Source organism: Rhodoferax ferrireducens T118 (assembly GCF_000013605.1).
In the GTDB taxonomy this organism is placed as follows: Bacteria; Pseudomonadota; Gammaproteobacteria; order Burkholderiales; family Burkholderiaceae_C; genus Rhodoferax; species Rhodoferax ferrireducens.
The window spans coordinates 1-14,391 of sequence record NC_007908.1; the positions used below are offsets into that span (position 1 = coordinate 1).

The 14,391-nt window shown below is 59.4% G+C and carries 12 protein-coding genes; 8 read left to right on the plus strand and 4 right to left on the minus strand.

Going from position 1 to position 14,391, the window contains the following annotated elements; all coding sequences use genetic code 11:
• Positions 1-6: 6 nt before the first annotated feature.
• From dnaA to gyrB, 3 genes are all read left to right on the plus strand, one after another.
• Positions 7-1,419, plus strand: a complete 1,413-nt coding sequence (gene dnaA / locus RFER_RS00005; RefSeq protein ID WP_011462336.1) for a chromosomal replication initiator protein DnaA — start codon at positions 7-9, stop codon at positions 1,417-1,419.
• 95 nt (positions 1,420-1,514) lie between these two features.
• Positions 1,515-2,618 (plus strand): DNA polymerase III subunit beta, encoded by a 1,104-nt coding sequence (gene dnaN / locus RFER_RS00010; RefSeq protein ID WP_011462337.1) that lies wholly within the window; start codon positions 1,515-1,517, stop codon positions 2,616-2,618.
• A 104-nt stretch (positions 2,619-2,722) separates the two neighbouring features.
• Positions 2,723-5,335 (plus strand): DNA topoisomerase (ATP-hydrolyzing) subunit B, encoded by a 2,613-nt coding sequence (gene gyrB / locus RFER_RS00015; RefSeq protein WP_011462338.1) that lies wholly within the window; start codon positions 2,723-2,725, stop codon positions 5,333-5,335.
• Between the two features lie 61 nt (positions 5,336-5,396).
• Here the strand turns inward: gyrB and RFER_RS00020 are convergent, their stop codons facing one another.
• Entirely contained in the window at positions 5,397-5,825 is a 429-nt protein-coding gene (locus RFER_RS00020; RefSeq protein ID WP_011462339.1) for a CBS domain-containing protein, read from the minus strand.
• A gap of 483 nt (positions 5,826-6,308) precedes the next feature.
• On the opposite strand from RFER_RS00020, the gene RFER_RS00025 reads away from it, so the two are divergent.
• From RFER_RS00025 to RFER_RS00035, 3 genes are read left to right on the plus strand one after another with little or no spacing between them, the layout of a single operon-like run.
• Positions 6,309-7,871 (plus strand): GGDEF domain-containing protein, encoded by a 1,563-nt coding sequence (locus RFER_RS00025; RefSeq protein ID WP_011462340.1) that lies wholly within the window; start codon positions 6,309-6,311, stop codon positions 7,869-7,871.
• Positions 7,872-7,887: 16 nt separating this feature from the next.
• Positions 7,888-8,466, plus strand: coding sequence for an NnrU family protein (locus RFER_RS00030; RefSeq protein ID WP_011462341.1), 579 nt, complete (start codon positions 7,888-7,890; stop codon positions 8,464-8,466).
• Positions 8,467-8,486: 20 nt separating this feature from the next.
• Complete coding sequence (locus RFER_RS00035) at positions 8,487-11,159, plus strand: bifunctional acetate--CoA ligase family protein/GNAT family N-acetyltransferase (RefSeq protein WP_011462342.1); 2,673 nt, start codon at positions 8,487-8,489, stop codon at positions 11,157-11,159.
• Here RFER_RS00035 and RFER_RS00040 read toward each other — a convergent pair.
• Both RFER_RS00040 and RFER_RS00045 read right to left on the minus strand, forming a co-directional pair.
• Positions 11,152-11,364, minus strand: a complete 213-nt coding sequence (locus RFER_RS00040; protein WP_011462343.1) for a DUF2788 domain-containing protein — start codon at positions 11,362-11,364, stop codon at positions 11,152-11,154. The genes RFER_RS00035 and RFER_RS00040 overlap by 8 nt on opposite strands.
• On the minus strand, positions 11,364-12,215 hold the full coding sequence (locus RFER_RS00045) for a DUF2189 domain-containing protein (protein WP_011462344.1): 852 nt from the start codon (positions 12,213-12,215) through the stop codon (positions 11,364-11,366). The genes RFER_RS00040 and RFER_RS00045 overlap by 1 nt, the downstream gene beginning before the upstream one ends.
• Before the next feature lie 92 nt (positions 12,216-12,307).
• Between RFER_RS00045 and RFER_RS00050 the strand changes: the two genes are divergently transcribed.
• Positions 12,308-12,673 carry a glutaredoxin domain-containing protein gene (locus tag RFER_RS00050; protein WP_011462345.1) on the plus strand — a complete coding sequence of 122 codons (366 nt, stop codon included), beginning with the start codon at positions 12,308-12,310 and terminating at the stop codon, positions 12,671-12,673.
• A 69-nt stretch (positions 12,674-12,742) separates the two neighbouring features.
• Here RFER_RS00050 and RFER_RS00055 read toward each other — a convergent pair whose 3' ends face one another.
• Positions 12,743-13,288, minus strand: a complete 546-nt coding sequence (locus tag RFER_RS00055; RefSeq protein ID WP_011462346.1) for a Spy/CpxP family protein refolding chaperone — start codon at positions 13,286-13,288, stop codon at positions 12,743-12,745.
• A 186-nt stretch (positions 13,289-13,474) separates the two neighbouring features.
• On the opposite strand from RFER_RS00055, the gene RFER_RS00060 reads away from it, so the two are divergent.
• Positions 13,475-14,371 carry a recombination-associated protein RdgC gene (locus RFER_RS00060; RefSeq protein ID WP_041791116.1) on the plus strand — a complete coding sequence of 299 codons (897 nt, stop codon included), beginning with the start codon at positions 13,475-13,477 and terminating at the stop codon, positions 14,369-14,371.
• Positions 14,372-14,391: the final 20 nt, after the last annotated feature.

Consider the following 14,391-nt stretch of genomic DNA (forward strand, 5'->3'; position numbering starts at 1 on the left):
AACAATATGACAGAGGGACAATACGCCAACCATCCCGACTTCAAGGGCACTGGCGATGGACAAAGCCTGTGGCAAACGTGTGTTGATCAACTGGCGCAGGAACTCCCGGAACAGCAGTTCAACACCTGGATCAAACCACTATCGGCGCAGGTCACAGACGACCTTGCCCAAATCACCATCTTTGTTGCCAACCGGTTCAAGCTGGATTGGATCAGAGCCCAATACAGCAAACGTATCACCAGCCTGCTGGAAATGTTTTCGGGCCAAACCATACATTTGGAGTTAGCGCTTGCTCCCCGCGAGATTTTTGTCAGGAGCCAACTTACTCATCGTTCGATGGAACCCATTCCGATGGACGGCGTGGCCGAATTGGGAGAGGACCGAAACCCGAGCAGTCTTAAAAACCGGCTCAACACGGCCCTGACCTTCGACACCCTGATTGAAGGGACCGCTAACCGCATGGCACGTGCAGCGGCGATGCACGTCGCGGGCATGCCGGGACACCTGTACAACCCGCTTTTCATCTACGGCGGTGTTGGCTTGGGCAAGACTCATTTGATGCACGCCGTCGGCAATCGGCTGCTGGCTGATCAGCCAAATGCCAAAGTTCTCTACATCCATGCCGAGCAATTTGTATCTGATGTGGTTAAGGCTTATCAGCGCAAGACTTTTGATGAATTTAAAGAGCGTTACCACTCACTGGATTTGTTGCTGATTGATGACGTCCAGTTTTTTGCCAATAAAGAACGTACGCAAGAAGAATTTTTCAACGCCTTCGAGGCTTTGCTGGCCAAAAAGTCGCACATCGTGATGACCAGCGACACTTATCCGAAAGGCCTGACGGACATCCATGAACGCCTGGTGTCACGCTTTGATTCCGGACTGACGGTGGCGATCGAACCCCCCGAGCTGGAAATGCGGGTCGCTATTTTGATCAACAAGGCACGGGTTGAGGGCATTGTGATGCCGGAAGAGGTGGCTTTTTTCGTGGCCAAGAATGTGCGCTCCAATGTGCGCGAACTCGAAGGCGCGTTACGCAAAATTCTGGCCTACTCCCGGTTCAACCAGAAAGATATCTCGATCTTGCTGGCACGCGAGGCGTTGCGCGACCTGCTCTCGATCCAGAATCGCCAGATTTCAGTCGAAAACATCCAGAAAACTGTGGCTGACTACTACAAGATAAAAATTGCGGATATGTACTCCAAGAAACGGCCGGCCAGCATCGCCCGGCCGCGCCAGATTGCCATGTACCTGGCCAAGGAACTGACACAAAAAAGTCTTCCCGAAATTGGCGAATTGTTTGGTGGACGCGACCACACCACTGTCTTGCATGCGGTCCGAAAGATCGGCGGTGAGCGCCAGCAAATGACCGAGTTGAACCAGCAGCTTCATGTGCTGGAGCAGACGCTCAAAGGCTGACTACGGGAATAAAAATGGGAAAATGGCAAAGTTAAAAATTTTTGCCCCCCCTATTTGTTAATGATTTGAATTGCAGATATTAAAAAGAGGTTGACATGATCGTTCTGAAGGCAACACAAGACAAGGTTTTATCGGTTTTGCAATCGGTAGCGGGCATCGTTGAACGTCGGCACACGCTGCCTATCCTGGCCAATGTGCTGATCCGCAAAACAGGCACTTCGCTGCAACTGACCACCAGCGATCTCGAAATTCAGATTCGCACCACGGCAGAGCTCGATGGTGACACAGGCGATTTCACCACCGTGGGGGCGCGCAAGTTGATTGATATTTTGCGCACCATGCCCGCGGATCAAACCGTGTCACTGGAGTCAAGTGCCGCCAAGCTCATCCTCAAGGGTGGCAAGAGTCGGTTCACGCTGCAAACCATGGCCGCCGAGGACTTTCCGCTGGTGCAGGAAGCGGCCAGCTTCGGCCCGGTGTTCAGTGTGCCGCAAAAAACGTTGAAAGACCTGCTGAGCCAGGTCTCATTTGCCATGGCGGTGCATGACATCCGCTACTATTTGAACGGCATTCTGTTCGTCGCCGAAGGTAGCCAACTCAGTCTGGTGGCCACCGACGGTCACCGCCTGGCCTTCGCTTCGGCCACGCTGGATGTGGAAGTGCCCAAGCAGGAAGTGATTCTGCCGCGCAAAACCGTCATTGAACTGCAGCGTTTGCTCTCTGACACCCAGGGCGCCATTGAGATGCAGTTTGCCAACAACCAAGCCAAGTTCAGCTTCGATGGCATGGAGTTTGTTACCAAGCTGGTCGAAGGTAAGTTCCCGGACTACAACCGGGTTATTCCCAAAAACCACCAGAACAGCATCACACTGGGCCGCAGCGCTTTGCTGGCAACATTGCAGCGCACCGCCATCCTGACCAGTGAAAAATTCAAAGGGGTGCGCCTGAACATTGACCCCGGCACGCTGCGGGTGGCGTCCAACAACGCCGAGCAGGAAGAGGCGGTAGATGAGCTCGATATTGATTATGGCGGCGACAGCATCGAGATCGGTTTCAATGTGACCTATCTGATTGATGCGCTGGCCAATATGAGCCAGGACATGGTGCGGCTGGAACTGTCTGACGGAAACAGTTCAGCCTTGTTCACCATTCCCGACAACGCCACCTTCAAATACGTGGTGATGCCGATGCGAATTTGACGCTGCAAAGTTTGTAGCAGCACAACATCCAAACCCGCAGTGGAGAAGAAGTCCAGTGCAGGTTGGGTCATTCAAAAATTTGAGAAATCGTTGAAAAGTTAGCCATGACCGAAGAAAACAAGCCAGTTCAGCCCCCCGAGAACGAGGTCAACGGCGAAGATGCCGTTCATACAGGTGAAGGCGCCAGCGACAGCTCCAACTTTCAGCCCACCATTGATGCACACCAGATCGGTGCCTCCGAGGCCTATGGAGAAGGCTCGATTCAAATTCTGGAAGGGCTGGAGGCGGTGCGCAAGCGCCCCGGCATGTACATCGGCGACACCTCGGATGGCACCGGCTTGCACCACTTGGTGTTCGAGGTGGTGGACAACTCGATTGACGAGTCATTGGCCGGGCACTGTGACGACATTCTGGTCACCATCCACTCCGACAACTCAGTCAGCGTGGTCGACAACGGGCGCGGTATTCCAACCGGCGTCAAAATGGACGACAAGCACGAGCCCAAGCGCAGTGCGGCTGAGATTGCCCTGACCGAATTGCATGCAGGCGGCAAGTTCAATCAAAACAGCTACAAAGTCTCCGGTGGCCTGCACGGCGTCGGTGTGAGCTGCGTCAACGCCCTGTCCAAAATGTTGCGCCTGACCATCCGCCGCGATGGCAAGGTACATGTGATGGAGTTCAGCAGAGGGTTTGTGCAGAACCGCGTCACCGAGGTGGTGAACGGCGTGGAAGTTTCGCCCATGAAGGTGATTGGCACAACCGAAAAGCGCGGCACCGAGGTGCACTTTCTGCCGGACTCTGAAATCTTCCAGCAAAACAGTGATTTTCACTACGAAATCCTGAGCAAACGCCTGCGTGAGCTGAGCTTCCTCAACAACGGCGTGCGTATCCGGCTCAAAGACGAGCGCAGCGGCAAGGAAGACGACTTTTCGGGTGCCGGGGGCGTGCGTGGTTTTGTCAACTTCATCAACAAAGGCAAAACCGTCCTCAACCCCAACATTTTCCATGCGCTGGGGGACCGCCAAAGCGACCAGGACACCAACATCGGCGTTGAAGTGGCCATGCAGTGGAACAGCGGCTACAACGAACAGGTTCTGTGTTTCACCAACAACATCCCGCAGCGCGACGGCGGCACCCACCTGACCGGCCTGCGTGCTGCCATGACGCGCGTCATCAACAAGTACATTGACGACAGTGAGCTGGCCAAGAAGGCCAAGGTCGAGGTCACCGGCGATGACATGCGCGAAGGCCTGACCTGCGTCCTCTCGGTCAAGGTGCCCGAGCCCAAGTTCAGCAGCCAGACCAAGGACAAGCTGGTCAGCAGCGAAGTACGCGGCCCGGTGGAAGACATTGTCAGCAAGCTGCTCTACGACTACCTGCAGGAGCGTCCGGCCGATGCCAAAATCATCGTCGGCAAGATCATTGAAGCGGCGCGTGCGCGCGAAGCCGCCCGCAAAGCGCGCGACATGACACGCCGCAAGGGTGTACTCGACGGCATGGGCTTGCCCGGCAAGCTGGCCGACTGCCAGGAGAAAGACCCGGCGCTGTGCGAAATCTACATTGTCGAAGGGGACTCCGCCGGCGGCTCCGCCAAACAGGGGCGCGACCGCAAGTTTCAGGCGATTCTGCCGCTGCGCGGAAAAATTTTGAACGTAGAAAAGGCCCGCTACGAAAAGCTGCTGACCAGCAATGAAATTCTGACGCTCATTACCGCCCTGGGCACCGGCATCGGCAATGCCGGCGGCAGCACCGGCAGCGACGACTTCAACGTTGCCAAGCTGCGCTACCACCGCATCATCATCATGACCGATGCCGACGTCGACGGCGCCCATATCTGCACGCTGCTGCTCACCTTCTTTTACCGCCAGATGCCCGAGCTGGTGGAACGTGGCCACATTTACATTGCCCAGCCGCCCTTGTACAAGGTGAAAGCCGGAAAAGAAGAGTTGTACCTGAAGGACGGTGACGAGCTCGACCGCTTCCTCCTGCGCATTGCCTTGGTGAACGCCTCTGTCTTTACGGGTGGCGAAAACGGCACCACCCTCAAAGGGGAGACTTTGGCCGAACTGGCGCGCAAGCACCAGACAACCCAGGCCGTCATTGCACGCCTGCGTAACTTCCTGGACGCTGAAGCGCTGCGCTCGGTGGCCGACGGCGTCGCTCTGAACCTGGACACGGTGGCGGACGCTGAAATTTCGGCCGCGGCGCTGCAAGCGCGCTTGCCCGATGCCGAAGTGGCCGGTGAATTCGACGTCGCCTCCGACAAGCCGATTCTGCGCATCAGTCGCCGCCATCACGGCAACATCAAGAGCAGCGTGCTGACACAAGACTTTGTGCATGGCGCCGATTACGCCGTTCTGGCCGATGCCGCCAGCACGTTCAAGGACTTGCTCAGCCCGGGAGCCATCGTGATGCGGGGCGAAGGTGAGCGTCAAAAAGAGGAAAAAGTGAGCGACTTCCGGCAAGCCATGACCTGGCTGCTGGCCCAGGCCGAACACGCCACTTCACGTCAACGCTACAAAGGACTGGGCGAAATGAACCCGGCGCAACTGTGGGAAACCACCATGGACCCGACCGTGCGCCGCCTGCTCCGGGTGCAAATTGATGACGCCATTGAAACCGACCGCGTATTCACCATGCTGATGGGCGATGAGGTGGAGCCACGCCGTGAATTCATCGAAGCCAACGCGCTGCGCGCTGGCAATATTGACGTCTGATACAGCGCTGCGGGACAGGTCGAGGCCGCACGAAGTCGGCCACGGCACCGTGCCCAGCTGACTAACTGTTGATGTAGCTCGTTAACTGAGAAATGGTTTGTTCCTGATCGGCGATGATGTCGTCCATCAGGTCACGGATCGAGATCAGGCCAACGACCTCAGCGCCATCCAGCACGGGCAAGTGGCGGATTTTCTTCTGGCTCATCAACGCCATGCAGGCATGGGTCCCGGTGTTGGGTGTGACCGTAATGACATCACGGGTCATGATGTCGGCCACCGTGGTTTCTTTGGAGTTTTTTCCCATCAACGCAACTTTACGGGTGTAGTCGCGTTCGGACACAATCCCCGCCAGTTTGCCATTCTCCATGACCGTCAGGGCGCCCACCCCATAGTTGGCCAATAGCTTGAGCGCCTCAAAGACAGTGACTGAAGGACTCACCTGAAAAACCGTTGAATTACGATTTTTTAACAATTCCAAAACGGGTTTCATCAAAACTCCAGTTAATTTTTTACATGAGAGATGCAGTGTAAACAAACTAGGGTGCAACGCAATAGGAGCCAACTTCCAGTAACAATGTGCGGACTCGCCGCGTCAACCCCAGCAGCCTCTATTGACAAGGCCCATGACTCATTGAGGCCAGTGCGGGTAGGCGCAAGTGCAAATTGGGGTCAGCGATGTTTGCTATTATAATTATAGCTATTTAGCCAATAGATACGGGGGCTAACGCGCGAAAACACCACAAACAAATACTGAATTCTGCAGCCCAGAGGAGAACGCGGGGCAAGCTGGCTGTTGGATCCGGCATCTTCGCGGCATCCTTGCCCGGGGCCCGTTTCCGGAATCCTGGCGTTCAAACGGCGTGCGCTACGGATCGTCAAATTAACATGAAAGCCGCCAGGATTCATGGTTACATTTAGGTCTTGTCCCCGCTGACCTTATCGATGAAGCTATTTTTTATAGCGAAAATCACTCATGATCGCCAAGAAGCCTTTTGAAATTGCCCGTGAAACGCTCAGGCAACTCACCGCACGCAAGTTGGCTCCAACGCCGATCAATTACCAGGCTATTTACAACGAGGTTGCGGGGGTGGCCACCGACCCCCCTTTTCCGACCGACCGCTTGCGCGATATCGCCCAGGCCCTGCCGACAAAAACACCCGGGCAGCAAAAGCAGCGTGCTTTGTTGGATTCCGCCATCGGGCAACTCAACTGGGACGGCGTAAAGAGCGCCCTCATGGCTTACGGCGGCTTCAGCCCACCGGCAGCGGACCCGGCCACGGCCACGCCATCGACCGGGCTGCCGATGCCGGGCGCCAGCGCCCCGGGCGACGTGAGCGCACCCGCGCTGACCTTTGATTTTTTGCAGCAAATGGCACGGTTGATTGAGTTCACACTGCCCGCACTCGGTTCCGATGATGCCCGCTTCAACGAGCAGACCCAGACCCTGCTCAAAGCCATGCGCCAACCTGGGGCTGACGTGGTGGCGCTCAAATTGATGCTGGGCAGCTTTAGCGACCGTCTTTCCTTTGCCGCGGAAGATCAGGCCGAGATCAAGGTCACGCTACTCAAGCTGCTGCACCTGATCATCGAAAACATCGGTGAGCTCAGTCTGGATGATCGTTGGCTCAAGGGCCAGATTGAGGCCCTGATGACGGCGTCGACGCCTCCGCTCACCTTGCGCCGTCTCGACGACGTGGAGCGGCGCCTGAAGGACGTGATCTTCAAACAGACCGAGGCCAAGGGTCGGGCCCTGGAGGCGCAGGAAGAGATGCGCCAGATGCTCGCCACCTTCATCGAGCGGCTGTCGCAAATGACCGAGTCCACCAGCGCCTACCGCGGCAAGCTCGATGACAACGCACGCCTGATCGAGCAAGCCAGGACCCTGGCTGAAATTGCGCCGGTCTTGAAAGAAGTGGTCGGCGCGACCCGCACCATGGCCCACGACAGCCTGACGGCACGTGATGAACTGCGTGGCATGCGCGAAAAGGCGCAAAGCACCGAGGCCGAGCTCGTCAAGCTGCACCAGGAGCTTGACCGCGTCAGCTCCCAGGCGCGGCATGACCCGCTGACCGGGGCACTTAATCGCAAGGGGCTGGAGGAGGCCGTCAACCGGGAGGTGTCCAATGTGCGACGCAAAGAGACGCCGCTGTGTGTGGCCCTGCTGGACATTGACAACTTCAAGAAGCTCAATGACGCCCTGGGTCACGCGAGCGGGGATGTCGCGTTGGCGCATCTGGCCACGGTAACGCGTGAGGTCATGCGCCCGCATGACACGCTGGCGCGCTACGGCGGTGAAGAGTTCGTGATTCTGATGCCCGACACCGCCCTGGATAATGGCATTGAAGCCATGACCCGGTTGCAGCGCGAGCTGACCACACGTTTCTTTCTGGCAGGCACCGAGAAGGTGCTGATTACCTTCAGCGCCGGTGTGGCGCAACTGGCCACTGACGAGACCGGTCAGAGCGCCATCAAGCGCGCCGACCAGGCCATGTACCTGGCCAAACGCGCGGGCAAGAATCGCGTGTTGGGCGCTTAACCGCACTGAGGCTCTTATGACCTATCTCATTCTCGGACTCATTGTTTTCCTGGGTGTGCACTCGGTGCGTATCGTGGCCGATGACTGGCGCACCCAAACCAGAGCGCGCATCGGCCCGCTGGCCTGGAAGGGCTTGTACTCGGTTCTCTCCCTGCTTGGTTTCGCGCTGATCGTATGGGGCTTTGGCCTGGCGCGCCAGCAGCCGGTGCAGTTGTGGAGTCCACCGGTAGCGCTGCGGCACCTGGCCTCACTTTTGACCCTGCTTTCGTTCGTGCTGCTGGCGGCGGCCTACGTGCCAGGCAACATCATCAAGGAACGCATTCACCATCCCATGGTGCTCGGTGTCAAGCTGTGGGCGCTGGCGCATTTGCTGGCCAATGGCAACCTCGGCCATGTGGTGTTGTTTGGCTCATTCCTGGCCTGGGCAATCGTCGATTTCACCGCGTCACGGCGGCGCGACCGCACACTCGGCACGCGCTACCCCGGCGGCACCGCGGGTGCCACCGGCATCACGGTGGCACTGGGCGTGGGCGCATGGATTGCGTTTGCGCTCTGGCTGCATGGCCTGCTGATCGGTGTGCGACCACTGGGCTGAAACACAAGGAGGGTCAAATCATGAGTATCCGCAACCTCGACTCACTGTTTGCCCCCGCCTCGATCGCGGTGTTTGGCGCCTCCCTGCGTGTCGGCAGTGTCGGTGCCACGGTGTGGCACAACCTGAGTTCAGGCCACTACCAGGGCGCGCTTTACGCCGTCAACCCCAAGCACCACAAGCTTGGGAACCATCCGGTGGTGGCCAAAGCCTCTGATCTACCTGAAGTACCCGCCCTGGCCGTGATCTGCACGCCACCTGCCAGCGTGCCGGGCTTGATTGAAACTCTGGGCCGCCTGGGCACGCGCGCCGCCGTGGTGATGACCGCCGGCATGAACGACCAGCAAAAGCAAGCCATGCTGGACGCGGCAGGCGCGCACTTGTTGCGTATTTTGGGGCCCAACTGCATCGGGCTGCTGGCACCGCATCAAGGCCTGAATGCCAGTTTTTCCCACATTGACGCGCAACCCGGTGAGGTGGCTTTTGTGTCGCAGTCCGGCGCCTTGGTCACGGCCATGCTGGACTGGGCGCAAGGACGCGGCATCGGCTTCTCCTATTTTGTATCCCTGGGTGAACACGCCGACGTGGACTTTGGCGACATGCTCGACTATCTGGCCAGCGACGCCAAAACACGGGCGATTCTGCTGTATGCCGAATCGATCGAATCACCGCGCAAATTCATGTCGGCGGCGCGCGCGGCGGCGCGCAACAAGCCGGTGATTGTGGTCAAGGCAGGGCGCTCGGCGCTGGGCCAACTGGCGGCCGCGTCGCACACAGGCGCACTGGCCGGCTCCGACATGGTGTTTGAAGCCGCGATTGCCCGCGCCGGCATGTTGCGGGTCAATACATTGCAAGAGCTGTTTCTGGCGGCCGAGACCCTGTCGCGCTTTCGCACCAACACCAGCGAAACCATCACCATCCTGACCAATGGCGGCGGGGCCGGCGTGATGGCGGCTGACGCAGCCGCCTTTGCCGAGGTCGAGCTGACACAACTCAGCGGCAGCACACGACAAAAGCTCGATGCCGTGTTGCCCGCCAACTGGTCGCACGGCAACCCGGTGGACATCATCGGTGACGCGCCGGTGTCGCGCTATGAGCAAGCCTTGCAAGTGCTCAAGGACGATCCCGGCAGCGGGGCCGTGTTGTTTATTCACGCGCCCACGGCCATTGTGCCCAGTGCCGACATTGCTCGGGCACTGGTGCCGCTAGCCCAGCATCAACCCGGCATGCCGCCCCGGCTCATGAGCTGCTGGCTGGGCGACAAGGCGGTCCAGCAGGCACGCCAGCTATTCCAGGACGCGGACATTGCCAGCTTTGACACGCCAGAGCAGGCCATCAGCGCGTTCTCCATGCTGCAGCGCTACAGGCGCAACCAGGCCGAGCTGATGGAGGCGCCACCGGCCTTGCTGGCGGAGTTACGTCCCGACACCGCGACCATCCGGGCGCTGGTGCTGGACGCGTTGGCGAGTGGCCGCGAGATGCTGACCGAGCCCGAGGCCAAGGCGGTGCTGGATGCCTGCCACATTCCGGTGGTGCCGACGCGGCGGATCCGCGCCACCGCAGCGGCGGCCGTCAAGGCCGCGTTGACCATTGGTTTTCCGGTGGTACTGAAAATCTTGTCGGATGACATTTCACACAAGTCAGACGTCGGTGGAGTGGCCCTCAATTTGCAGGACGAAAACGATGTGCGTGCGGCCGCCCGAACCATGCTCGCCCGCGTCAAGCGCCAACAGCCCAACGCGCGTATTCAGGGCTTCACGGTGCAGGCCATGGTGCGGCGCCCGCATGCCCAGGAACTGATTGTGGGCAGCACCATTGACCCCGTGTTTGGCCCGGTGATTCTGTTTGGCCAGGGCGGCACTGCCGTCGAGGTCACGGCCGACCGCGCAATAGCCTTGCCGCCCCTGAATGAGCCGCTGGCCAGGGCGCTGGTGTCGCGAACCCGGGTGGCGCGCCTGCTGGCCGGTTGGCGCGACACGCCCGCGGTGGACGAGGCGGCGCTGCATCGGGTGCTGGTGGCGGTTTCGCAGTTGCTGGCGGAAATTCCGGAGATTGCCGAGCTCGATATCAACCCGCTGATCGTCAACTTTGAAGGCGCGATGGCGCTTGATGCGCGCATCCGCCTCAGTGCAGCGGCCCCGGCCGGGGCGAGCAACTTCGCCATCCGGCCGTATCCCGCCCAGTTGGAGGAAACCGTCCAGTGGCAGGGGCGTGACTTGTTTTTGCGCCCGATTCGGCCTGAGGACGAGGCTTTGCACATGGCGTTTTTGCAGCAACTGGACCCGGAAGACGTTCGTATGCGGGTTTTCTACACCCGGCGCAACATCGAACGCTCCGAGCTCGCGCGTCTGGTGCAAATCGACTATGCGCGTGAAATGGCCTTTGTGGCGCAAGCCACCGGGCCGGATGGTCAGTTGCAGACCTTGGGCGTGGCGCGCGCCATGGCCGACCCCGACAACGTGGACGCCGAGTTTGGTGTGATCGTGCGTTCAGACCTCAAAGGCACGGGTCTGGGGCGCTTGCTGATGGAAAAGCTGGTTGCCTACCTGCGTGCCCAGGGCACCCAGCGGCTGGTGGCCACCGTGCTGGATTACAACGAGCGCATGCTCAAATTGGCCAGGGACATGGGCTTCCAGGAAGACCCGACGAGCAAAAATGGCGAAGGCACGAAAGGCATTTTTCTGCCGCTCACTTGATACCGATCGCCCACTGGATCAGGTACTTCGCCACAAAACCGGTCATGCCGAAGGCCAGGCCCAGAAATATGACAAAAGTACCGAATTTGCCCGCTTTGGATTCCCAAGCCAGATGGCCGATGATGAACAGCATGTAGAGCATGAAGCCGCCCACGCCAAAGCTCAAGCCGAAAGCGGCAATTTGTTCTTCCGAATAGCCGAACATCAACTGGCCTCCTGGTCCGGTGCGTCGCGTGGCGGCAGGCCAGAGGCGTCCACCAGATCGCGGTAAGCGTGCCAGCTCGCATGACCCAGCAGCGGCATCACCAGCACCAGCCCCATCAGAGCAGTCGCCATGCCCAGCAAGGTCAAAGCCATGATCAGCGCGCCCCAGAAAGCCATCGGCAAGGGATTAGCCAGCACGGCCCGCCAACTGGTCAGCACCGCCTGCAGAAGGCCAAGCCGCCGATCCAGCAGCAGGGGGATGGTAATGACTGTCGAGGCAAAAATAGGTCCGGCCAGCACGCCGCCCAGCACCAGCCACAACTCAAACAGAAAACCACGGTCGGCCAACATCACATGCTGGACAAAGTCGACCGGGTTATTGATGGGCAGCGGCGCCAACAAGGTGATGAGAGCCGCCGAGGTCAGCACCCAACCGGTGCCCGCCAGGGCCAGCAGGGCGCCGAACTGCACCAGGCACCAGTAGTCGTTGCCCCATTTGTTGAAATGGTTGTTTTGCCAGTTCAGCCAGGTTTTTAACACCACGCGGGCATCGGCTGTTTCGCCGCGCTCCAGCGCGCGGCTCAAGGCGTACAGGCTGGTCGCCAGCACCGGTGCCACCACCAGGAAACCCGAGATCGCCCCGGCCAGCAGCCAAAAACGGTTGTACGTGATGGCCACGATGACAGCCCCCGCCAGGGCCAGCGCCAAACCGTGGGCCAGGCTGGTCCAGCCACAGCGGACCAGGTCGCGCCAGGCGAGCCGCAGCCAGTGCAGCGGCCGGGTCAGGGGTATGCAGCGCACGGCGGGCATTGCGCTGACGGGGGAAGCCGCCGGTAAAGTTGATAGGTGCATGGGTTCTGGCAGTTTATGGCGTGCGCGCGGTCGGTGCCGACGGTGGAGATGGACCAAGCATAATGCCAGGTTTGCTGCTCCAGGAGATTGCCATGCCGCGCCCGATACTTGCCGAATCCAACATTCACCCCGCCATTCGGGAGAAGATTGCCACGCACGAGCAAGGCATTGTGCGTGAGGTGCAGGCGGCGGTGGCCAAGCACGCCGTTGTGGTGGTGGGCATGGGCCTGAACCCGTTTCCCAAAAAAGCGCGCAAGGCGCTGGACGCCGCCGGCGTCGCCCATCACTACCTTGAATACGGCAATTATTTCAGCAACTGGCGCCAACGCAACGCGCTCAAGCTGTGGACGGGTTGGCCGACCCTGCCGATGGTGTTCGTCAAAGGGGTGCTGGTAGGCGGTGCCGACGATCTGATCAAACTGATTGACAACGGCGAATTGACGAAGCTGTTGGCCTGACGCAAAAAAGCCGGCGTCTGCGGCACGCAGACGCCGGCCCGGGCTCTCTACACCTGGGTTTTTGCCGGCTTACTGTTTGGGTGCGGGCACACCCATGTGGCCCATGTGACCACCCTTGCGCCCGACTGAGCCAAAGTGTCGCGCGGTGCCGGCGTCAAACACTTTCTGCTGCTCGGGCGTCAGTACGGCATAAAAGGCCTTGGTGGCTTCGCCGCGCTGCTCCATGGCAGCAGTCATGTCGGCCATGCGCTGGGTATGCAAGGCCTTCATCTTGTCGATGCGCTCAGGGGTGGGCAGCTTGATGAGTTCGGCGTAATCCGGACGATTCGCCATCATGGCCGCCGGCGGCTTCATGGCAGCGGTAAAGGTTGTCCACGCGGTCTCCTGCGCCGGAGTGAGCTTGAGTTGCGCCTTGAGGGCGGCACTGCGCTGGTCCATCCGGGCCTGCATTTTGGCAGGGTCAAATTTACCCATGCGCTCGTGGTGCATGCCGCCATACATGGCGCCCTGGCCCATCATGCAGTCCTGGCCGGCGGCCGGAACTTGTGAGAAAGCGGCAAATCCAGCCGTGGCCAACAGGCTGGCGATCAGAACAGGTTTGAAAAATGATTTCATGGTGTTTCCTTAAAGGTAAGTCTGACAGGCAGAACTTGCACATCAGCTTGGACCAAGTTTCTACCCCCGGTGTATCGGCTGCATGATGCTGGACAGAGGTTTTGTAAAGTTAAGTTACACAGTTGATACGTCATTTGATGGGATGATCAACGCCTTAGGAACTGAATTTTTTTGGAAAGAGTGCAAGTGTTCAAGAACATCATCGTGTATCGAATTGGGGCCGGTTGGTCGGCAACCGTGGCGCAAATGGAGGAGGGCCTTGAAGCCGACCGTTTTGTCGAGTGTGGCGCGTCCCAGGAAAAATCCGTCGGATGGGTTGAGCCCCGCGGCGAGGCGCATGGTCTGCTGGTGGAGGCTGTGGGCGGTCAATTAATTCTCAAATTGATGGTGGAGTCCCGCGCCCTGCCGGGCTCGGTGGTGACGCGCAAAGTCAAGGAACGGGTGGCGCAGATCGAGGCCAGCACCGGGCGCAAACCGGGCAAGAAGGAAATACGCGATCTCAAGGATGACATCCGGCTGGAACTCTTGCCGATGGCATTTACCAAGCAGGCCGCGGTTCTGATCTGGATTGACCCACAAGCACGCTGGCTGGTGATCGACGCGTCCAGCCAGGCACGGGCCGATGAAGTGGTGACGCTATTGGTGAAGTCGCTCACCGGGCTGGCGGTGACGCTGCTCAACACCCAGGTCTCGCCCACGGCCGCCATGTCCGAGTGGTTGATCAGCCAGGAGCCGCCTGCGGGCTTCACGGTTGACCGCGAGTGCGAACTCAAGGCCGCAGATGAATCCAAGGCCGTGGTGCGTTATGCGCGCCACCCGCTGGACAACGAGGAGGTCAAGCAGCACGTCGTGGGCGGCAAACTGCCGACCCGCTTGGCGCTGACCTGGGATAGTCGCGTGTCGTTTGTCTTGACCGAAGGCTTGCAACTCAAGAAGCTGACATTTCTGGAGGTTGTGTTTGAAGGCGCCGCGGCTGGCAAGGACGATGGCTTTGACGCCGATACGGCCATCGCCACCGGTGAACTGCGCAAACTCCTGCCCGATCTGCTGCAGGCGCTGGGCGGCGAGGTGGCGCTGGCCTGAGCGGACAGGTTCTGAAACGG

What these genes read in the sequence shown, in the direction of transcription:
- dnaN (WP_011462337.1), top strand. Translation starts at nt 1,515, where the DNA reads ATGATCGTTCTGAAGGCAACACAAGACAAGGTTTTATCGGTTTTGCAA.
- RFER_RS00035 (WP_011462342.1), top strand. Translation starts at nt 8,487, where the DNA reads ATGAGTATCCGCAACCTCGACTCACTGTTTGCCCCCGCCTCGATCGCG.
- RFER_RS00055 (WP_011462346.1), bottom strand. Translation starts at nt 13,288, where the DNA reads ATGAAATCATTTTTCAAACCTGTTCTGATCGCCAGCCTGTTGGCCACG.
- RFER_RS00020 (WP_011462339.1), bottom strand. Translation starts at nt 5,825, where the DNA reads ATGAAACCCGTTTTGGAATTGTTAAAAAATCGTAATTCAACGGTTTTT.
- gyrB (WP_011462338.1), top strand. Translation starts at nt 2,723, where the DNA reads ATGACCGAAGAAAACAAGCCAGTTCAGCCCCCCGAGAACGAGGTCAAC.
- RFER_RS00045 (WP_011462344.1), bottom strand. Translation starts at nt 12,215, where the DNA reads ATGCACCTATCAACTTTACCGGCGGCTTCCCCCGTCAGCGCAATGCCC.
- RFER_RS00050 (WP_011462345.1), top strand. Translation starts at nt 12,308, where the DNA reads ATGCCGCGCCCGATACTTGCCGAATCCAACATTCACCCCGCCATTCGG.
- dnaA (WP_011462336.1), top strand. Translation starts at nt 7, where the DNA reads ATGACAGAGGGACAATACGCCAACCATCCCGACTTCAAGGGCACTGGC.
- RFER_RS00025 (WP_011462340.1), top strand. Translation starts at nt 6,309, where the DNA reads ATGATCGCCAAGAAGCCTTTTGAAATTGCCCGTGAAACGCTCAGGCAA.
- RFER_RS00030 (WP_011462341.1), top strand. Translation starts at nt 7,888, where the DNA reads ATGACCTATCTCATTCTCGGACTCATTGTTTTCCTGGGTGTGCACTCG.
- RFER_RS00040 (WP_011462343.1), bottom strand. Translation starts at nt 11,364, where the DNA reads ATGTTCGGCTATTCGGAAGAACAAATTGCCGCTTTCGGCTTGAGCTTT.